This window comes from Streptomyces sp. NPDC088915 (genome assembly GCF_044749825.1).
Taxonomy (GTDB): Bacteria; Actinomycetota; Actinomycetes; order Streptomycetales; family Streptomycetaceae; genus Streptomyces.
The window spans coordinates 638,916-658,894 of sequence record NZ_JBIVIR010000002.1; the positions used below are offsets into that span (position 1 = coordinate 638,916).

General features: G+C 71.5%; 18 protein-coding genes and 1 tRNA gene. 12 read left to right on the forward strand and 7 right to left on the reverse strand.

The features are described 5' to 3' along the window. Nucleotides 1-66: 66 nt before the first annotated feature. A complete protein-coding gene (locus ACIP5O_RS06435) occupies nt 67-729 on the reverse strand; it encodes a TetR family transcriptional regulator (protein WP_401289248.1) in 663 nt (220 codons plus the stop codon). Between the two features lie 265 nt (nt 730-994). Between ACIP5O_RS06435 and ACIP5O_RS06440 the strand changes: the two genes are divergently transcribed. Then, nucleotides 995-2,488 carry an MFS transporter gene (locus ACIP5O_RS06440; RefSeq protein WP_401289369.1) on the forward strand — a complete coding sequence of 498 codons (1,494 nt, stop codon included), beginning with the start codon at nt 995-997 and terminating at the stop codon, nt 2,486-2,488. A gap of 157 nt (nt 2,489-2,645) precedes the next feature. Continuing rightward, entirely contained in the window at nt 2,646-3,047 is a 402-nt protein-coding gene (locus ACIP5O_RS06445) for a peptidase inhibitor family I36 protein (RefSeq protein ID WP_401289250.1), read from the forward strand. Between the two features lie 97 nt (nt 3,048-3,144). Here ACIP5O_RS06445 and aceE read toward each other — a convergent pair whose 3' ends face one another. After that, nucleotides 3,145-5,877 (reverse strand): pyruvate dehydrogenase (acetyl-transferring), homodimeric type, encoded by a 2,733-nt coding sequence (gene aceE / locus ACIP5O_RS06450; protein ID WP_401289252.1) that lies wholly within the window; start codon nt 5,875-5,877, stop codon nt 3,145-3,147. Nucleotides 5,878-6,293: 416 nt separating this feature from the next. On the opposite strand from aceE, the gene ACIP5O_RS06455 reads away from it, so the two are divergent. The 6 genes from ACIP5O_RS06455 to ACIP5O_RS06480 all read left to right on the forward strand — a co-directional run bounded on the left by ACIP5O_RS06455 (nt 6,294) and on the right by ACIP5O_RS06480 (nt 10,777). After that, nucleotides 6,294-6,716, forward strand: a complete 423-nt coding sequence (locus ACIP5O_RS06455) for a DUF3052 domain-containing protein (RefSeq protein ID WP_401289255.1) — start codon at nt 6,294-6,296, stop codon at nt 6,714-6,716. A gap of 194 nt (nt 6,717-6,910) precedes the next feature. Next, nucleotides 6,911-7,369, forward strand: coding sequence for a peroxiredoxin (locus ACIP5O_RS06460; protein WP_401289258.1), 459 nt, complete (start codon nt 6,911-6,913; stop codon nt 7,367-7,369). 161 nt (nt 7,370-7,530) lie between these two features. Next, nucleotides 7,531-8,106, forward strand: a complete 576-nt coding sequence (locus ACIP5O_RS06465) for a TerD family protein (protein WP_356544535.1) — start codon at nt 7,531-7,533, stop codon at nt 8,104-8,106. Nucleotides 8,107-8,191: 85 nt separating this feature from the next. After that, a complete protein-coding gene (locus ACIP5O_RS06470; RefSeq protein WP_401289261.1) occupies nt 8,192-8,767 on the forward strand; it encodes a TerD family protein in 576 nt (191 codons plus the stop codon). A 29-nt stretch (nt 8,768-8,796) separates the two neighbouring features. Next, nucleotides 8,797-9,939 carry a DUF475 domain-containing protein gene (locus ACIP5O_RS06475; RefSeq protein WP_365537890.1) on the forward strand — a complete coding sequence of 381 codons (1,143 nt, stop codon included), beginning with the start codon at nt 8,797-8,799 and terminating at the stop codon, nt 9,937-9,939. A 100-nt stretch (nt 9,940-10,039) separates the two neighbouring features. Beyond that, nucleotides 10,040-10,777, forward strand: coding sequence for a Tellurium resistance (locus tag ACIP5O_RS06480; protein ID WP_401289264.1), 738 nt, complete (start codon nt 10,040-10,042; stop codon nt 10,775-10,777). A gap of 30 nt (nt 10,778-10,807) precedes the next feature. Here ACIP5O_RS06480 and ACIP5O_RS06485 read toward each other — a convergent pair whose 3' ends face one another. Continuing rightward, on the reverse strand, nt 10,808-11,674 hold the full coding sequence (locus tag ACIP5O_RS06485) for a TerD family protein (protein WP_401289266.1): 867 nt from the start codon (nt 11,672-11,674) through the stop codon (nt 10,808-10,810). 187 nt (nt 11,675-11,861) lie between these two features. Between ACIP5O_RS06485 and ACIP5O_RS06490 the strand changes: the two genes are divergently transcribed. The 3 genes from ACIP5O_RS06490 to ACIP5O_RS06500 all read left to right on the forward strand — a co-directional run bounded on the left by ACIP5O_RS06490 (nt 11,862) and on the right by ACIP5O_RS06500 (nt 16,426). Next, nucleotides 11,862-13,034: an HpcH/HpaI aldolase/citrate lyase family protein gene (locus ACIP5O_RS06490; RefSeq protein ID WP_401289268.1), complete on the forward strand. Its 1,173-nt coding sequence runs from the start codon at nt 11,862-11,864 to the stop codon at nt 13,032-13,034. Between the two features lie 18 nt (nt 13,035-13,052). Beyond that, nucleotides 13,053-15,554, forward strand: a complete 2,502-nt coding sequence (locus ACIP5O_RS06495) for a phosphoribosyltransferase (RefSeq protein WP_401289271.1) — start codon at nt 13,053-13,055, stop codon at nt 15,552-15,554. Between the two features lie 74 nt (nt 15,555-15,628). Beyond that, a complete protein-coding gene (locus ACIP5O_RS06500; RefSeq protein WP_401289371.1) occupies nt 15,629-16,426 on the forward strand; it encodes an HAD family hydrolase in 798 nt (265 codons plus the stop codon). A 24-nt stretch (nt 16,427-16,450) separates the two neighbouring features. Here ACIP5O_RS06500 and ACIP5O_RS06505 read toward each other — a convergent pair whose 3' ends face one another. From ACIP5O_RS06505 to ACIP5O_RS06515, 3 genes are all read right to left on the reverse strand, one after another. After that, nucleotides 16,451-16,663 (reverse strand): zinc ribbon domain-containing protein, encoded by a 213-nt coding sequence (locus ACIP5O_RS06505; RefSeq protein ID WP_356544523.1) that lies wholly within the window; start codon nt 16,661-16,663, stop codon nt 16,451-16,453. A gap of 70 nt (nt 16,664-16,733) precedes the next feature. Then, on the reverse strand, nt 16,734-18,140 hold the full coding sequence (locus tag ACIP5O_RS06510) for a hypothetical protein (RefSeq protein ID WP_401289275.1): 1,407 nt from the start codon (nt 18,138-18,140) through the stop codon (nt 16,734-16,736). Between the two features lie 34 nt (nt 18,141-18,174). Further along, nucleotides 18,175-18,837, reverse strand: coding sequence for a DUF4097 family beta strand repeat-containing protein (locus ACIP5O_RS06515; RefSeq protein WP_401289278.1), 663 nt, complete (start codon nt 18,835-18,837; stop codon nt 18,175-18,177). Nucleotides 18,838-19,097: 260 nt separating this feature from the next. Here ACIP5O_RS06515 and ACIP5O_RS06520 point away from each other — a divergent pair. Continuing rightward, nucleotides 19,098-19,172, forward strand: a tRNA-Val gene (locus tag ACIP5O_RS06520). 99 nt (nt 19,173-19,271) lie between these two features. Here the strand turns inward: ACIP5O_RS06520 and ACIP5O_RS06525 are convergent. Further along, nucleotides 19,272-19,976: a tyrosine-type recombinase/integrase gene (locus ACIP5O_RS06525; protein ID WP_401289280.1), complete on the reverse strand. Its 705-nt coding sequence runs from the start codon at nt 19,974-19,976 to the stop codon at nt 19,272-19,274. Nucleotides 19,977-19,979 lie beyond the last annotated feature (3 nt).

Below are 19,979 nucleotides of genomic sequence, written 5' to 3' on the forward strand. Positions count from 1 at the left end.
ACGCAGGTCACGCCCCCGCGTGATCCGGAACCGGAGGCCTCCGGAAGACGTCTCCGTACGGGCCTCCTAGAGGGCGCGGCGACCCTCTTCGCACCGGTCCCGGTCCCGCCAGTGCGGGGCCAGCGCCGGGCCGAGGTGGTCGAGGTACTCCTCGGTGAGCGCGCGGATGGCCTCCAGGCTCTGGTCCGCGCCCCGGCCCCACATCTGCCCGGTCACCCGCATCACCCCGCTGAACGCGGCCACCACGATCCGGGGCCGCGGGTCCGCGTCCACGTCGACGCCCTCGCGTTCGGCGACGATCCGGGCGATCGTCTCCTCCATCTCGGTGGAGCGGCGCAGGTGGACGGCGAGCAGCGCGGGCGTCGACTCGATCAGCCGGAAGGTGCGCAGGTACAGCCCGACCGGGACGACCGCGGTGATGGCCTCGCCGATGGTGTCCCAGGAGGAGAGGACGGCGTTGCGCAGCGCGTCGAGGGGACCCTCGGCCGGGGGCCGCTGCGCGAGGGAGCGGACGAAGCGCTCCTCCACCATCTGCTGGACGGCGAAGGCGACCTCCTCCTTGGAGGAGAAGTAGCGGAAGAAGGTGCGCTGGGAGACCTCGACGGCCTCGACGATCTCGTCGACCGTGGTCCGCTCGTACCCCTGGACGGTGAAGAGCTCCAGGGCCACCCGGGTCAGCGCGTCGCGCGTCCGCTGCTTCTTCCGCTCGCGCAGGCCGGGCACGCTCACCTCGGGGTCCTCTTCTCCGGCGCCACAGGCGCTTTGCGGGGTTTTCTTCCAGCTCAGGGTACCTGTGAGCTACGTGACAGTTACCGACGCGTGAATCGCTTTGTCAATTGTCAGTGACTGTCACTAGCCTCGCCGTATGACTAGTCAGACCACCGTGGAAAAGGCCCCGCAGGGCCAGGGGGGCACCCCGGGACCCGTGCCGGGTCCGGCGAAGGGACTGCGCGGCCATCCCTGGCTGACCCTGTTCGCCGTCGCCGTGGGCGTGATGATGGTCGCGCTCGACGGCACGATCGTCGCGATCGCCAATCCCGCCATCAAGGAGGACCTCGGCGCCACGCTCGCCCAGGTCCAGTGGATCACCAACGGCTACCTGCTCGCGCTCGCCGTCGCCCTGATCACCGCCGGCAAGCTCGGTGACCGCTTCGGCCACCGGCAGACCTTCCTCATCGGCATCACCGGCTTCGCCGCCGCCTCCGGTGCGATCGGCCTCTCGCACTCCATCGGGGCCGTGATCGCCTTCCGCGTCCTCCAGGGCCTCTTCGGCGCCCTGCTGATGCCGGCGGCCCTCGGCCTGCTGCGCGCCACCTTCCCCGCCGAGAAGCTGAACATGGCCATCGGCATCTGGGGCATGGTCATCGGCGCCTCGACGGCCGGCGGCCCGATCGTCGGCGGCCTGCTCGTCGAGCACGTCAGCTGGCAGTCCGTCTTCTTCATCAACGTGCCGGTCGGCGTCGTCGCGCTCGTCCTCGGCCTGGTGATCCTGAAGGACCACCGCGCGGAGAACGCGCCGCGCTCCTTCGACGTCCTCGGCATCCTGCTGCTCTCCGGCGCCATGGGCACCCTGGTCTGGGGCCTCATCAAGGCCGGCGAGTCCTGGGGCTGGGGCGGCGCCAAGACGTGGGGCTGCCTGCTCGGCGCGGTGCTCCTCTTCGCGCTCTTCGCCGTCTGGGAGACCAAGGTCAAGGAGCCGCTCGTCCCGCTGGGCATGTTCCGCTCCGTGCCGCTCTCGGCCGGTGTGGTCCTGATGGTCCTGATGGCCTTCGCCTTCATGGGCGGCCTGTTCTTCGTGACCTTCTACCTCCAGGGCGTGAAGGGCCTCAGCCCGGTCGACAGCGGTCTGCACCTGCTGCCGCTGACCGCGATGATGATCGTCTCCTCGCCGCTGGCCGGCGCGCTGATCACCAAGTTCGGCCCGCGCGTGCCGCTCGTCGGCGGCATGGTCTGCACGGCCGCCGCGATGTTCGGCATGATCACGCTCTCCGCCGGCACCGGCACCCTCGCCATGTCCCTCTGGTTCGCCCTCCTCGGCCTGGGCCTCGCCCCGGTCATGGTGGGCGCCACCGAGGTCATCGTCGGCAACGCGCCCCTCGAACTCTCCGGCGTGGCGGGCGGTCTGCAGCAGGCCGCCATGCAGGTCGGCGGCGCGCTCGGCACGGCGGTCCTCGGCGCCGTCATGTCCTCCAAGGTCTCCGCCACCTTCGCGGACAACTGGAAGGAGGCCGGCATCCCGGCCCCGCCCAACCCGCAGCTGGAGCAGGCCGCCGAGTTCGGCATGGTCCCGCCGGAGCTGGCCAAGGCGCCGGGGATGACCCCCGACCTCGTCCAGGTGATCACCAAGGTCATCTACGACACCTTCCTCCAGGGCATGGGTCTGGCCTTCACCGTCGCCGGTGTCGTCGCGGTCGTCGCGGCCGGCGTCGCCCTGCTGACCAAGCGCGGCGAGAACGCGGAGGCGGGCATGGGCGGCGCCCACATCTGACCTGCTCGTTCCCCGTCCTGCGACGGCCCCCACCGGACCCGGTCCGGTGGGGGCCGTCGCCCGTTCGAGTGAAGAAGCTTTGGCCCCCTTCTCAACGGGGGGTGACCTCCGGCAGAGTTCTGATCACAGAGAGTGACGAAACCGGGGGTTCAGTGCCATGCGCGACCTGTATACGAAGCGACTGCTGACGACCGCCGTTCTGGCGGTCCTCTTCCTCACCGTCCTGCCGGCCACGGCCGCGCCCACCGCCCTGCCGGCCGCGGCCTCGGGGCCGAAGCTCGGCGCCTGCGGGCCCGGGAAGCTCTGCCTCTGGCCCAAGCCCGACTTCAAGGGCAGGGTCCAGACCCACGAGCTGGCCACGACCGACATCGACAGCTGTATCGCGCTGCCGGCCGGCACCTCGGCCCAGTCCCTCGCGAACCGCACGGGAAGGCCGGTCACCACCTACCAGTCCGCCGAGTGCGCGGAGACGGGCGAGTTCGAGACCTACCCGGGGAAGGGGACCTGGGTGCCGCAGTCGCCCTACGAGGTCAGAGCGTTCAAGATCTGGGAGCGGTAGACAGGACCCGCGGGAAACCGGGAAACGACGAGGGGCGGCGGAGCCGTCGGCCCCACCGCCCCTCGCCGTTCACCCCTTACGGGTCACGGCGCACGCCTCACGCGTCGCCGCCCGCCGCGCCCGGGTCCGCCGCCGCCACGTCGAGCAGCTGGTAGCGGTCCACGGCCTGCTTCAGGGCCGACCGCTCGACCTTGCCCTCGCGGGCCAGCTCGGTCAGCACCGCGAGGACGATCGACTGGGCGTCGATGTGGAAGTGCCGACGGGCCGCGCCCCGCGTGTCCGCGAAGCCGAAGCCGTCCGCGCCCAGCGAGGTGTACGTGCCGGGGACCCAGCGGGAGATCTGGTCCGGCACCGCGCGCATCCAGTCCGAGACCGCCACGAACGGACCCTCGGCGTCCTGGAGCTTGCGCGTCACGTACGGGACGCGCTGCTCCTCGTCCGGGTGGAGCAGGTTGTGCTCCTCGACGGCCACGGCCTCGCGGCGCAGCTCGGTCCAGGAGGTGGCGGACCAGACGTCGGCCCGCACGTTCCACTCCTCGGCGAGGATCCGCTGCGCCTCGACCGCCCACGGCACGCCGACGCCGGAGGCCAGGATCTGCGCGGGGATCGTGCCCGACCCGGCCGGCTTGAAGCGGTGGATGCCCTGGAGGATGCCCTCCACGTCCACGTCCTCCGGCTCGGCCGGGTGCTGGATCGGCTCGTTGTAGACGGTCAGGTAGTAGAAGACGTCCTCGGCCTCGGGGCCGTACATCCGGCGCAGGCCGTCCTTGACGATGTGCGCGATCTCGAAGCCGAACGCCGGGTCGTAGGCGATGCAGGCCGGGTTGGTGGAAGCGAGGAGGTGGGAGTGTCCGTCCGCGTGCTGGAGGCCCTCGCCGGTCAGCGTCGTGCGGCCGGCGGTGGCTCCGAGGACGAAGCCGCGCGCCAGCTGGTCGGCCATCTGCCAGAACTGGTCGCCGGTCCGCTGGAAGCCGAACATCGAGTAGAAGACGTACACCGGGATCAGCGGCTCGCCGTGCGTGGCGTACGCGGAACCGGCGGCGATCAGCGAGGCCGTGCAGCCGGCCTCGGAGATGCCGTCGTGCAGCATCTGGCCGGTCGGCGACTCCTTGTAGGCGAGGAGGAGTTCGCGGTCCACCGCCTCGTACTGCTGCCCCAGCGGGTTGTAGATCTTGGCGCTCGGGAAGAAGGCGTCCATGCCGAAGGTGCGGTACTCGTCGGGGGCGATCAGCACGAAGCGCTTGCCGATCTCCTTGTCCCGCATGAGGTCCTTCAGGATGCGGACGAACGCCATGGTGGTGGCGATCGACTGCTGGCCCGAGCCCTTCTTGGCCGCCGCGTAGGCCTTGTCGTCGGGGAGCTCCAGCGGCTGCGCCCGCACGACCCGGGTCGGGACGTACCCGCCGAGGGCCTCGCGGCGGTCGTGCATGTACTGGATCTCCTCGGAGTCCCGCCCCGGGTGGTAGTACGGGGGCAGGCCCTCCTCGATCTGCTTGTCCGTGATCGGGATGTGCAGCCGGTCGCGGAAGCGCTTGAGGTCGTCGACCGTCAGCTTCTTCATCTGGTGGGTCGCGTTGCGGCCCTCGAAGTTCGGGCCCAGCGTCCAGCCCTTGACGGTCTGCGCGAGGATCACGGTCGGCTGGCCGGCGTGGGCCTTCGCCGCCGCGTAGGCCGCGTAGATCTTCCGGTGGTCGTGGCCGCCGCGGCCCAGGTGCAGGACCTGCTGGTCCGACATGCCCTCGACCATGGCCCGCAGCCGCTGGTCGTCGCCGAAGAAGTGGTCCCGGATGTAGCCGCCGGTCTCCGTGGCGTACGTCTGGAACTGCCCGTCCGGGGTGGTGTTCAGCTTGTTGACCAGGATGCCGTCCCGGTCCTGCGCGAGCAGCGGGTCCCAGGAGCGGTCCCAGATCAGCTTGATGACGTTCCAGCCGTTGCCCCGGAAGATCGACTCCAGCTCCTGGATGATCTTGCCGTTGCCGCGCACCGGACCGTCGAGCCGCTGGAGGTTGCAGTTGACGACGAAGGTGAGGTTGTCCAGGCCCTCGCGGGCCGCGATGGAGAGCTGGCCGAGGGACTCCACCTCGTCCATCTCGCCGTCGCCGAGGAACGCCCACACGTGCGACTTGGAGGTGTCGGCGATGCCGCGCGCCTCCATGTAGCGGTTCATCCGGGCCTGGTAGATCGCGCCGAGCGGGCCGAGGCCCATCGACACGGTCGGGAACTCCCAGAAGTCCGGCATCAGCCGCGGGTGCGGGTAGGAGGAGAGGCCGTTCGGGAACTTCGACCTCTCCTGGCGGAAGCCGTCGAGCTGGGCCTCGTTCAGCCGGTCGAGCAGATACGCGCGGGCGTAGATGCCGGGGGAGGCGTGCCCCTGGAAGAAGATCTGGTCGCCGCCGTCGCCCTCGTCCTTGCCGCGGAAGAAGTGGTTGAAGCCGACGTCGTAGAGGGAGGCCGAGGAGGCGAAGGTGGCGATGTGGCCGCCGACGCCGATCCCCGGGCGCTGGGCGCGCGAGACCATCACGGCCGCGTTCCACCGGGTGGCGTTGAGGACCTTGCGCTCGATCTCCTCGTTCCCCGGGAAGAAGGGCTCGTCCTTGGTGGCGATGGTGTTGACGTAGTCCGAGCTGCGCATCTCGGGCACGGCCACGCGCTTCTCGCGGGCGCGCTCGATCAGGCGGAGCATGAGGTAGCGGGCTCGTGCCCGGCCCCGCTCGTCGACGGCAGCGTCGAGGGAGTCGAGCCATTCCTGGGTCTCTTCCGGATCGAAGTCCGGGACCTGGCTGGGAAGGCCGCCAATGATGATCGGGTTGCGATCGGATCCGGGAGCCACGCTCTTCCTTCGCTGTTCGGGGTGGTCACGGGGCCACGGGGTGGTCGGGATCTCCATCGTGTACCCCGCCGACACCGGACGTCATCTTTACCGAGGGGTAACCCTTCGGGGCGCCCTCCAGATGCCAGGGTGCGGTCAAATCGCAACCTTACGCCCAACCCGCGCATGCGTTTCGTCCGGGCGTTCGGCAGACTGAAGAGTCAGAAGTCCTCGAAAGCGGACGAAAAGCTCGCACCTGATCGCGGAGGGGGTCCGACAGTGCCGGAAGTTGCGGCGAGACGGCCCCAAACGTCACCGTTTCGGCGGTCTCCGGGGCCGGGTACTTGCGCGATCCGCCCCGGCACGTGTGGACTACGGCCAGCGCCGCGCGCACACGCGCGGCCCACAGCATTTTCCGAATGAGCAGGAGGCAAGCCGTGAGCGCGACCGCGGACCACGCGGAGGAGCGGACCAACCCGGCATCCAGGCTGGGGTTCGAGCCCGGACAGGTGGTCCAGGAGATCGGCTACGACGACGACGTCGACCACGATCTCCGTGAAGGCATCGAGTCCATCATCGGGGCCGACCTCGTGGACGAGGAGTACGACGACGTCGCCGACGGCGTCGTCCTGTGGTTCCGCGACGAGGACGGCGATCTCACCGACGCCCTGGTGGACGCCATCGGTCTTCTGGAGGACGGCGGCGTGATCTGGCTGCTGACGCCGAAGACCGGCCGCGACGGCTACATCGAGCCGAGCGACATCAACGATGCCGCGCAGACCGCTGGTCTCTCCCAGACCAAGAGCATCGTCGTCGCCAAGGACTGGGCGGGCACCCGCCTGGCGACCCCGAAGCGCTGATCACCCACGCGACGAGGAGCCCCCGCCGGACCCGGTCCGGCGGGGGCCTTCGCGTACGGGCCCGGGCGCGGGTCCTCACGTACGCGCGGGGGCCTTCCCGTACGGGCGTAGGGTGGGGTTCACCGTTTCGGCCCAGGGCCCGGGTTCCGTGTCGGCCCGGCGCCGCGGGCCCCGTCGAGAGGGACGCGCACGCGATGGCGATCGAGGTCGGCACCGAGGCCCCGGATTTCGAGCTCAAGGACAACCACGGGCGCACCGTGCGGCTCGCCGACCTCCGCGGCGAGAAGAACGTCCTGCTGTTCTTCTACCCCTTCGCCTTCACCGGCGTCTGCACCGGCGAGCTGCGCGAGCTCCGCGCCAACCTCCCGGCGTTCGTCAACGACGACACCCAGCTCCTCGCCGTCTCCGCCGACTCCGTCCCCACCCTGCGCGTCTTCGGCGACCAGGAGGACCTGGAGTTCCCGCTGCTCTCCGACTTCTGGCCGCACGGCGAGGTCTCCCGCGCCTACGGCGTCTTCGACGAGGAGAAGGGCTGCGCGGTGCGCGGCACCTTCGTCCTCGACAGGGCGGGAACCGTCCGCTGGAGCGTCGTCAACGCCCTGCCGGACGCCCGCGACGCCGCCGCCTACGTCAAGGCGCTGGCAGCCCTCTGAGGGGCCCCGGCGGGGTTCCGCAGGGGCTCCGGGGCCGACACCCTCGGATTCACCGGGCGAATCGACTGTTTCGACCGGGAACCCGTCACTAGGATCCAGACGTTGATCCGATGCCAACGCACGACTGGGGGCGCTGCCCCTGGAAACCTATGGAGGGACTCGTGGGAGTCAGCCTCAGCAAGGGCGGCAACGTCTCGCTGACCAAGGAGGCCCCTGGCCTCACCGCCGTGACCGTCGGTCTGGGCTGGGACGTCCGCACCACCACCGGTACGGACTTCGACCTCGACGCCAGCGCCATCCTGGTGAGCGAGGCGGGCAAGGTCCGCAACGACCAGGACTTCGTCTTCTTCAACAACCTGAAGAGCGCCGACGGCTCCGTCGAGCACACCGGCGACAACCTCACCGGTGAGGGCGAGGGCGACGACGAGCAGGTCAAGGTCGACCTGGCGGGCGTGCCGGCCGACGTGGCCAAGATCGTCTTCCCGGTCTCGATCTACGACGCCGAGAACCGCCAGCAGTCCTTCGGCCAGGTGCGCAACGCGTTCATCCGCGTCGTGAACCAGGCCGGTGGCGCCGAGATCGCCCGGTACGACCTCTCCGAGGACGCCTCGACCGAGACCGCCATGGTCTTCGGCGAGCTGTACCGTCACGGGGCGGAGTGGAAGTTCCGCGCCGTCGGCCAGGGCTACGCCTCGGGCCTGCGCGGCATCGCGCAGGACTTCGGCGTCAACGTCTGAGCCGAACCCGCACGAACCGTCCGGCGCCGCACTCGGAAGTGCGGCGCCGGACGTGCCTCATCATCCACCGGGGAGGAAAAGAACCATGGGCGTCACGCTCGCCAAGGGAGGCAACGTCTCCCTCTCCAAGGCCGCACCCAACCTCACCCAGGTCCTCGTCGGGCTCGGCTGGGACGCGCGCTCCACCACGGGAGCCCCCTTCGACCTCGACGCCAGCGCCCTGCTCTGCCAGGCCGGCCGGGTGCTGGGCGACGAGTACTTCGTCTTCTACAACCAGCTCCGCAGCCCCGAGGGCTCCGTCGAGCACACCGGGGACAACCTCACCGGCGAGGGTGACGGGGACGACGAGTCCCTCGTCGTGGACCTCGCCAAGGTGCCGGCCCACTGCGACAAGATCGTCTTCCCGGTCTCGATCCACGACGCCGACAACCGCGGCCAGAGCTTCGGCCAGGTCAGCAACGCCTTCATCCGGGTCGTCAACCAGACGGACGGTCAGGAACTCGCCCGCTACGACCTCTCCGAGGACGCCTCGACCGAAACCGCGATGATCTTCGGCGAGCTCTACCGGTACAACGGCGAATGGAAGTTCCGGGCCGTGGGCCAGGGGTACGCGTCCGGGCTGCGGGGCATCGCTCTAGACTTCGGGGTCAACGTTTCGTAAAGCCATGTAATTTCACGATGGGGTAGACAGTGGTTCTGAAAACCTTCGGCTGGTCATTCGCGATCACTGCGCTGGGCCTGGTCGCGGCTGTGCTCTACGGGGGGTGGCAGGCCTTCGGAGTGGTTGCGATCCTCTGCGTCCTCGAGATCTCGCTCTCGTTCGACAACGCGGTGGTCAACGCCGGAATCCTGAAGAAGATGAACGCCTTCTGGCAGAAGATCTTCCTCACGATCGGCGTCCTGATCGCCGTCTTCGGCATGCGTCTCGTCTTCCCCGTCGTGATCGTCGCGATCAGCGCCAAGATCGGCCCGATCGAAGCGGTCGACCTCGCCCTGAACCAGCCGAACAGGTACCAGGAGCTGGTGACCGACGCGCATCCGTCGATCGCCGCCTTCGGTGGCATGTTCCTGCTGATGATCTTCCTCGACTTCATCTTCGAGGACCGCGACATCAAGTGGCTCGCCTGGATCGAGCGCCCGCTGGCCAAGCTCGGCAAGGTCGACATGCTGTCGGTCTGCATCGCCCTCATCGTCCTGCTCGTCACCTCGATGACCTTCGCCACCCACGCCCACCAGCACGGCGGCACGCACGTCGACAAGGCGCAGACGGTCCTGATCTCCGGCATCGCCGGCCTCATCACGTACCTCGTCGTCGGCGGTCTCTCCAGCTTCTTCGAGAACAAGCTGGAGGAGGAAGAGGAGCGCGAGCACGAGGTCGAGGAGGAGGCCAGGCGCTCCGGCAAGAAGGTCTCCGCGGTGCAGTTGGCCGGCAAGGCCGCCTTCTTCATGTTCCTGTACCTGGAGGTCCTCGACGCCTCCTTCTCCTTCGACGGCGTCATCGGCGCCTTCGCCATCACCAACGACATCGTCCTGATGGCGCTCGGTCTCGGCGTCGGCGCCATGTACGTGCGTTCGCTGACGGTCTACCTGGTCCGCCAGGGCACCCTCGACGACTACGTCTACCTGGAGCACGGCGCGCACTACGCGATCGGCGCCCTCGCGGTGCTCCTCCTGGTCACCATCCAGTACGAGATCAACGAGGTCATCACCGGCCTCATCGGCGTCGTCCTGATCGCCTGGTCCTTCTGGTCCTCCGTCCGCCGCAACAAGGCGCTCGCGGCGGCCGAGGGCGGCTCCTCGGGAGACAAGACAGAGGTGACCTCGGGGGTGTGACACCCCCGTCGACGAGGAACGCTTCACTGCGGGGCGGCCGGAGCACCCGGCCGCCCCGCGGGCATGTGCGGGCGCATACGAATGGTGGGGGTGGGGCGGCATGGCCTTCTGGGACAACCTGTTCGCGGGGAGGACGGCCCAGTTCGATTCGGGCAACGCCGTGTCGAACGCGATCGACCTGACGAAACGGCGTCCGTCCGTCTCGCTCAGCAAGCAGGGGGCCGCCACCGGCAACCTCCGGGTGAACCTCTCCTGGCGGATGCGGACCTCCGACATCGAGGGCCGCTCCCGCCAGAGCGGCCGGCTGCTGCGCAACCCGGCCCAGCTCTTCAAGCCCGAGGTCGTCCAGGCCCACACCCAGGGCATGGTCAACGTCGACCTCGACCTGGGCTGCCTCTACGAGCTCACCGACGGCTCCAAGGGCGTGGTGCAGCCGCTGGGCAACTTCTTCGGCGACCTGAACACGGCCCCGTACGTGAAGCTGAGCGGGGACGACCGCTTCGGCGGCTCCTCCGGGGAGACGATCTTCGTCAACCTGGACCACCGGGACGCGATCAAGCGGCTGCTGTTCTTCGTCTACATCTACGACCAGACGCCGGCCTTCGACCGCACCCACGCCAAGGTCACGCTCTACCCGAGCAACGGCCCCCGGATCGAGATCGAGCTCGACGAGCGCGCCCCGCAGGCCCGCTCCTGCGCGGTCTTCTCCCTGGAGAACGTCAAGGGCGACCTGACCGTCCGGCGCGAGGTCCGCTTCGTGTACGGCTTCCAGGCGGAGCTGGACCGGCTGTACGGCTGGGGCCTGCAGTGGGGCCGCGGCTACAAGACCAAGACGTGAGGGGCGGGCGCGGTGTCCGCCCGGAGGGCGTCAGGACCTGACGAACTGGGGACCCATCGGCGGCATCCGGAAGTCCGGGGACGGGTTCTGCTCGGGAGCGCCCACCGGTTGCGGATAGCCGTACGCGGGGGCCGGGACGTTCACCGGCTGCTGGGGGTGGCCGTAGGAGGGCGCCCGGTCCGGACGGGGCGGCACCGCGGGCTGCGGCGGCACGGGAGGGTGGACGACGGTCGCGGCGAGGTCGGCGGCGGGCGTGCCGTGGGCCGGGGAGCCGGTCGCGGCGCCGTCCGGGACCCGCACGGCCTCCGGGCCCCCGGGGAGGCCGTCCCGGCCCTCCTGGGCGCCTTCCTGGGCGTCCTCGTCGACCGAGATGCCGAAGTCGGTGGCGAGGCCCACCAGGCCCGTCGGATAGCCCTGTCCCACCGCGCGGAACTTCCAGCCGTCCCCGCGCCGGTACAGCTCGCCGCAGATGACGGCCGTCTCCTCGCCGGTCTCCGCCGTCACCTCGAACAGGGCCAGTGGCTCGCGCTCGGGCCCCGTGGCGTCGTACAGCAGGATCCGCAGGTCGGAGACGGAGCGGAAGGTGCCGCCGTCGGAGGAGGCGGCGACCACCACCCGGTCGACCGAGGCGTCGAGGCCGCCGAGGTCGGCCTCGACGGTGTCCGTCAGGCCCGCGGCGTCCCGCTTCTTCGGCAGCCGCCGCACGAGCCCCGAGGGGTGGCGCGGCTGGTTGTAGAAGACGAAGTCCTCGTCGGACCGCACGCGCCCGGAGGGCCCGAGCAGCAGGGCCGAGGCGTCCACGTCGGGGACCCCGGGGCCCGGGGTCCAGCGGAGCACGGCCCGTACGGCCGCGGTGTCGAGAGGGACGTTGGAGCCCTTCAGCATCGCGTGCGTCATGACCGCAATCCTGCCCTCCCGGCCGACCCGCGGACAACGCGGGGGCGGTACCGAGACCGGGACGAGACCGACGGACGCGGACGGGTTACCTGGATTTCATACGCTGGGGGAACCGGGGACACCCGCACCTACGTACTATTACCGGCCACGTGTCGCCAGGACACGGCAAGGCAGACGGGATACTTATATGCGTCATTTCGGGCACATCCCGTCCGTGAAGCGGGCCGGGCTGTTCCACCGGGAGCCGGTCGAGTTCACGGCCGCATCGCCCGCGCGCACGCTCGCCACGGCCCTGGGCGCCACGCTCTACAGCCCGGCCACCCGGCCGCGGCTCGCCGCCGCCGTGCGCAAACAGGCCGCCCGCGGCGTGGTCTCCATGGTGCTCTGCCTGGAGGATTCCATCAGCGACGCCGACGTCGAGGCCGGCGAGGAGAACCTCGTCCGGGAGTTCGCGGAGCTCGCCGCCGACGGCACCGACGGCGCCGACGTGCCCCTGCTCTTCATCCGGGTCCGGGAGCCGGCCCAGATCACCGCCCTCGTCGACCGCCTCGGCGAAACGATTCACCTGCTGTCCGGATTCGTACTGCCCAAATTCACCGAGAAGCGCGGCCGCGCCTTCCTCGAAGCGCTCGTCCGGGCCGAGCGGACGAGCGGCAGGCGCCTCTACGCCATGCCCGTCCTGGAGTCCCCCGAGCTCCTCCACCTGGAGACCCGGGTCGAGACCCTCGCCGGCATCGCCTCGATCACCGACGAGTACCGCGACCACGTCCTCGCCCTGCGCCTCGGCGTCACCGACTTCTGCTCCGCCTACGGCCTCCGCCGCTCGCCCGAGATGACCGCGTACGACGTCAAGGTCGTCGCCCACGTCATCTCCGACGTCGTCAACGTCCTCGGCCGCGCCGACGGCACCGGCTTCACCATCACCGGACCCGTCTGGGAGTACTTCCGGCCCGGCGAGCGCATGTTCAAGCCCCAGCTGCGCCGCAGCCCCTTCCTGGAGGGCAGCGCCGAGGACCTGCGCACCGCCCTCATCGAGCACGACCTCGACGGCCTGCTGCGCGAGATCGAACTCGACCGCGCCAACGGCCTGCTCGGCAAGACCTGCATCCACCCCACCCACGTGCTGCCGGTGCACGCGCTCTCCGTGGTCAGCCACGAGGAGTGGAGCGACGCCCAGGACATCCTGCGGCCCGAGCGGGGCGGCGGCGGGGTGCTCCGCTCCGCGTACACGAACAAGATGAACGAAGTGAAGCCGCACCGCGCGTGGGCCGAACGCATCCTGCTGCGCGCCGAGGTCTTCGGCGTCGCCAAGGAGGACGTCGGCTTCGTGGAGCTGCTCACCGCCGGACTGACCGGCTGACGAAGGGACGTCGACGACGTGGTGTGGACCGGAACGTGGGTCGCGGAGCGACTGGGCGTCGAACTGATCGGCGACGAGGAGCTGCCGGCCCTGTTGGGCCTCGCACTGCGCCGCAACCCCAAGCGCGCGCACCTGCTCGTCTCGAGCGTGCTCGGCAAGCACGTCCCCCAGCGCCCCTCGGTGGTGTACGGCGCGGGGCTCGACCTCGGCCGGCGCGTCCGGGCGCTCCTCGGCGACGAGGAGGCCGCCCGCGCCGTCGTCCTCGGCTACGCGGAGACCGCCACCGCCCTGGGCCACGCCGTCGCCGACGGCCTCGCCCTCGCCCCGTACCTCCACTCCACCCGGCGCCCGGTGGCCGGCGTCGCCCGCGCGGGCGGCTTCGAGGAGTCCCACTCCCACGCCACCTCGCACCTGCTGCTCCCGGAGGACCCGAAGCTCCTGGCGGGCGACGGCCCCCTCGTCCTCGTCGACGACGAGTTCTCCACCGGCAACACCGTCCTCAACACCATCAGGGACCTGCACGAGCGCCACCCGCGCGAGCGGTACGTCGTCGTCGCCCTCGTCGACATGCGCTCGGCCGCCGACCACGACCGCCTGGACGCCTTCGCGGAGGAGATCGGCGCCCGCGTCGACCTGGTCGCCCGCGCGGCCGGCACCGTACGCCTCCCGGAGGGGGTCCTGGAGAAGGGCCGGGCCCTGGTGGCGGAGCACGAGGCGGTACGGGAGCCGGAGGCCGCACCCCCGGCGCCCGCTTTCGTACGGGCCCGCCTCGACTGGCCCCGGGACCTGCCCGACGGCGGGCGGCACGGCTTCACGCCGGAGCACCGGGAACGCCTGGAGGCGGCGCTCCCGGCCCTGGCGGCCGGGGTGGGAGAGGCCCTGGAGGCCGTACGGAGCCCTTCCGGCACCCGCCGCGTCCTCGTGCTCGGCTTCGAGGAGCTGATGTACGCGCCGCTGCGCCTCGGCACCGCCCTGGAGGAGGCCGGGCACGACGTCCGCTACTCCACCACCACCCGCTCGCCCGTCCTCGCCGTCGACGACCCCGGCTACGCGATCCGCACCCGGCTCGTCTTCCCCGCCCACGACGACCCGGCCGACGGCCCCGGCGAGCGCTACGCCTACAACGTGGCGGGCGCGGGCTTCGACGCCGTCGTCCTCGTCGTCGACTCCACCGCCGACACCCCGGCCCTGCACGCCCCGGGCGGCCTCCTGGCCCGGCTCGCGGAGCACGTGCCGCACGTGGTGCTCGCGGTGGTCCCCTCGTACGTGCCCGGAACCGCCGGAACCGCCGGGACCACGGGGACCGTCGAGAACAGCGGAGCCGACACCACCACCGTCACCGCCACCGAAGCCACCGAAGCTCCCGAAAGGAGCTCCATGCTGCCCGAGCCCCTCCGCGGCCCCGCCTTCTCCTCGTACGCACCCGACGAGGTCGGCTGGCTGCTCCAGGACCTCTCGGACGTCGAACTCGAAGCCCCCACCGAGGAGCGCGAGGAGGCCGTCCAGAGCGGCGGCGCCCACTACGCGGAGTCGCTGCCCGTCGAGTACCAGCCCAGCGAGCGCTACCAGGAGCTCTTCCACGCCGCCCTGGACGGCTCCGCCGCCCGGATCGCCCGCGCGGTCGGCACCGTCACCGAGACCGTCCTCGCCGAGCGCGCCGGCACCCCCGTGCTCGTCTCGCTCGCCCGCGCCGGCACCCCCGTCGGCGTCCTCATGCGCCGCTGGGCCCGGGCCCGCCACGGCCTCGAACTCCCGCACTACGCCGTCTCGATCGTGCGCGGCCGGGGCATCGACGCCAACGCGCTGCGCTGGCTCGCCGCCCACCACGACCCCGCCGACGTCGTCTTCGTCGACGGCTGGACCGGCAAGGGCGCCATCACCCGCGAACTCGCCGAGGCGCTGAAGGACTTCGGCGGGTTCGACCCGGAGATCGCGGTCCTCGCCGACCCCGGCTCCTGCGTCCGCACCTACGGCACGCGCGAGGACTTCCTCATCCCCTCCGCCTGTCTCAACTCCACGGTCTCCGGCCTGATCTCCCGGACCGTGCTCCGCCCCGACCTCGTCGGACCGGACGACTTCCACGGCGCCAAGTTCTACCGAGAGCTGGCCGGATCCGACGTCTCCGGCGCCTTCCTGGACGCCGTCGCCGCCCGCTTCGACGAGGTCGCCGCGACCGTCGACACCGACGTCAAGGAACTCCTGGCCGCCGACCGCACCCCCACCTGGGAGGGCTGGGCGGCCGTGGAGCGGATCAGCGAGGAGTACGGCATCCACGACGTCAACCTGGTCAAGCCGGGCGTCGGCGAGACCACCCGCGTCCTGCTCCGCCGCGTCCCCTGGAAGATCCTCGCCAAGCGGGGCGCCGACGCCGACCTCGCGCACGTGCGGCTGCTCGCCGAACAGCGCGGCGTACCGGTCGAGGAGGTCGACGACCTCCCGTACAGCTGCGTGGGCCTGATCCACCCCAAGTACACGAGGGGCGCGACGGGCGCCGACGGCAAGGCGGTGGCGTCGCAGTGAACACGACGACGGACACGCACCGGGCCCAGGCCCGGGGACAGCTCCGGGACCAGCTCCAGGTCTCGGCCCCGGTCCTGGTCGCCAGCGACCTCGACCGCACCCTCATCTACTCGTCCGCGGCCCTCGCCCTCGGCATGCCCGACGCGCTCGCGCCCCGGCTGCTCTGCGTCGAGGTCCACGAGTCCAGGCCGCTCTCCTACATGACCGAGGACGCGGCCGCCCTCCTGGCGCGCCTGTCCGACGAGACCGTCTTCGTGCCCACCACGACGCGGACGCGCAAGCAGTACCAGCGCATCCAGCTCCCCGGCGCCGCGCCGAAGTACGCGATCTGCGCCAACGGCGGGCACATCCTCGTCGACGGCGTCTCCGACGGGGACTGGCACGCCTCCGTCCTCGACCGGCTGGCCGGCGAGTGCGCGCCGCTCGCCGAGGTCCGCGCGTACCTCTCCGCCACCACGGACCAGACCTGGGTGCGCAAGCACCGGGTCGCCGAGGACCTGTTCACCTACCTGGTCATCGAGCGGGACCTGCTCCCCGAGGGCTGGCTGGAGCTCTTCGGCCACTGGGCGGGGGAGCGCGGCTGGACCGTCTCCCTCCAGGGCCGCAAGGTGTACGCGGTGCCCAAGCCGCTCACCAAGGGCGCGGCCGTCCGGGAGCTCGCCCGCCGCACCGGCGCCGCGCTCACCCTGGCGGCCGGGGACTCCCTCCTCGACGCCGACCTGCTGCTCGCCGCGGACCGGGCCTGGCGCCCGGGCCACGGCGAACTGGCCGACAGCGACTGGACCGCCCCCCACCTCGACGTCCTCGCGGAACGCGGCGTCGCGGCGGGGGAGGAGATCCTGCGCCGCTTCAGGGCGGCGGCAGCGGGCTGACACCCCCCACGGGGGCCGGGGAGATCAGCCGCAGCAGCCCCCGCCGCAGCAACCGCCGCCTCCGCCGCTCTGCGCGGGGGCGGCGGTGCCGCTTCCGCCGACGGCCACGGCCGAGAGCAGCTTCACGGTGTCGTCGTGCCCGGCGGGGCAGGCGGCCGGGGCGGAGGACTCGGCCATGGGGCGGCTGAGCTCGAAGGTGTCGCCGCAGGTGCGGCAGCGGTATTCGTAACGAGGCATGGGGACAGGTTAGAGGCTGCCCGGCGAACCGTCCGGCCGACCGCCCCGCCGGTCGGAGCGGCCGGACCGGTCAATGCCCGGCGCCGCCTCCCCGCTCCTCCCGTATCTGCCCGACGACCCGGGCGGCGGTGGCGCGGACGTCCTCCAGCTCGGTCAGGAAGTGCCAGTAGTCGGGGTGGCGGCCCTCCAGGGAGGCGACGGCCCGGTCGATGCGCGCGACGGCCCGGTCGAGGGGCCCGGCGTGGCGCGGGTCGGGGGTGCTCCGCCCGTCCATGGCGAGCCGCTGGGCGTCCCGTACGGCGAACCGGGCGCGGTCGACCTCGGCGTTCGGGTCCTTCGCGACGGCCTCCAGGCGGCGCAGCCGGTCACCGGCGGCCGAGACGGCCTCGTCGGTCGCGTCGAGGAGGGCGCGGACGGTGGAGAGCAGCGAGGTCGCGTCGGGCCAGCGCTGCTCGGCCCGCGCCGCCCCGGCCTCGGCGAGCCGCTCCCCGGCCTGCCCGAGGCTCGTCGCGGCCTGCTCGGGCACGTGCTGGAGGTCCTGCCAGCAGTCGAGCGAGAACCGCCGCCGCAGCTCGGACAGGACGGGCTCGACGCCCTCGGCACGGGTGGTCAGCGCCTCGGTGCGGGTACGGAGGGAGACGAGGCGCCGGTCGATCTCGGCGGCCCGCTCGGGCAGCCGCCCGGCCTCGGCCCGTACGGCCTCGGCGTCCCGCAGCACCCGGTCGGCCCGCTGGAGGGTGTCGGGGACGCCGTGCCGGCCCGCGCCCTCGTTGAGCCGGGTCAGCTCGGGCCCGAGCCGGGCGAGCCGCAGCGCGAGGTCGTCGGCGCGCAGCCCGCCCTCCCGTACGGCGTCGAGGGCGTCGCTCGCGCCGCGCAGGGCCTGCCGGGCGCGCTCGACGGCGGGCGCGAGCCGGGCGAGCTGGGTCTCGGCGCGCCCGAGGAGCGGGGCGAGCCCGGCCTCGAACCGGTCGAGCTCGCCCTTCACCCGGTCGAGCTCGTCCTTGGCGCGGGTGAGTTCGGCGTGGGCCCGGGAGGCGGTGGTGGCGTCCAGCTCGTCGCGGTCGAGGTCGTGGGCGTCGACGGCGGTGATGTACGCGTGGCTGACCTCGTCGATGCGGCGCCCGAGCGCCTCGAAGCCCTCGACGGCGCGGAGCGCCTCGGGGGAGCCGTCGACGGCGGCGATGGTCTCCATCGAGATGCGCAGTCCGCGCTGGGCGGTGTCGAGCTCGTAGAACGCGGCCGCGGCGGCGTCCTTCGCGGCCTGCGCCTCGGCCCGCCGGCCCTCTCCCCGCCCGCCGAACCAGCGGCGGGTGCCGCCCCCGGCGAAGGCCCCGGGAAGCACCGCTCCCACCACCAGGGGCAGCAGGAGCGCCAGCCGGAACGCGGAAGGAACCCCGGGCGCCGACGCGCTCCTCGTATCGCTCGCCGCCACGTACCTCTCCCCGTGCTGTGTCCGCCGTGCCCGGTCCGGGTCCATTCTCCCACCCGGTAAGGACGAACACACGGGCCGGTCAGTTCACCGTACGGACGGTGACGTCCCCGTTCTCGCTACGGGCACGCACCCCGTGCCCACTCCCGTCGTTCCTGGGCACGTCGACCCGCACGTCCCCGTTCCCACTGCTCCCGGCCACGGCGTACTCGGCCTCCGGCACCTCCACGGTGATGCCGCCGTTGTCGGTGGCGACGTCGACGTTCCGGGGTACGGCTCCGAGGGCGAGCCGGACGTCCCCGTTGTCGGTCCGCACGGTCAGGTCGGTCGACGTGGTGCCGGCGTCGACGGTGACGCGCCCGTTGCCGCTGCCGAGGTCGAGCGCCGCGCCGGCCTTCCGCACCCGCACGTCCCCGTTGTCGGTCCGCACCTTCAGGGGCGTGGCGAACCCCTCGGCGGTCACGTCCCCGTTGTCGCTCTCGACGGCGACGGCGACCTTCCGGGGCACCTGGATCCGGTGCACGGCCGCACAGTTCGAGGCGACCGCGTCGCACTCGACCCGCAGCGTCAGCCGCCCGTCGACCAGCTTCCAGCTGGCCTCGGGCCCGGACCCCATGAACACCCACCCGTCGACCTGCCGCTCGACCCGCACGTCGTCGACGTCGGCGGGCGTGATCACCAACCGCGAGTCGTCGGAGTCGACGACGAGCTCACTCCCGCCGAACGCGAAGCTCTTCCTCTCCACCGCGGCCCCCTCGGCATCGGCGGTCCCGCACCCCCCGACCCCGAGCAGCCCGACCAGCACCCCACCGCAGGCGACCAGCACCCGACCCCGACGACGACCCACGACGACCAACCCCCACGACGACCGAACCGACCCGTCGAACCTATGCCCCGCCCACCCCGGGTCACGATCCGGCGACCCACCGTCCCGGGGGTGGGGCTACCCCCCTTATAGGTTTGCGACACCCACCCACGGGCCATGTAGGCTGTTGCCTCTTCCACGGGTGCGTAGCTCAGGGGTAGAGCGCTGCTCTTACAAAGCAGATGTCGGCGGTTCGAAACCGTCCGCGCCCACCAGTAGGTAGCACGACAAAGGCCCAGGTCACCGGTACTGAACCGGGAGCCTGGGCCTTGTCCGTCCCCGGCCGGGGAGGCGGGGGAGGGACGCCGTGCCAGTTACGTGCCAGATGCGTCGCCGGGCTCGCTCGGCCGGACTTTCTTGATCTGCTCATCAACATGGGCGGCGATGGCGTGGTCACGCCCGTTCACGAGGTGCTGATAGATCAGCGCGGCCCGCACCGACGAGTGCCCCATCCGCTGCATCAGCTCACGCGTCGTGGCCCCACCGGTGGCGGCGAGGGTGTTCCCGGTGTGGCGCAGATCGTGGAAGTGGACGTTGCGGAGACCGGTGTCCTTCAGGGCCCGCAGCCACAGCCGACGGAAGTTGTTCCGGCGCAGTTGCCCGCCGCGGGCTCCGGTGAAGACCAGCCCGGTCCGACCCGGCTCGGCGTAGACGGCGAGATGCGTGGCCAGGCTCTCCGCCAGCGAGCCCGGGAAGGCGACGGTGCGCACACCGGCCGCGCTCTTAGGTGTCTTGACCAGGATGCCGTCGGTACGGGTCTCGGCCAGCGAACGTCGTACGGCGACGGTGCGCCGGTCGAGGTCGACGTCATGGCGCTGAAGCGCGGCGAGCTCCCCGAAGCGGAGGCCGGTGAAGGCCGCCAGCAGGATGAACACCCGGAAGCGCGCCGGCACGGCGTCGGCGAGCTGAAAGACCTCAGCGACATCGAGGAACGGCCGCTCGGCCGTCTTGGCCGCTCCGGCGCCCTTGATGCGGCAGGGGTTGCGCTGGATCAGCTCGTCATCGACCGCGGTGTTCATGAT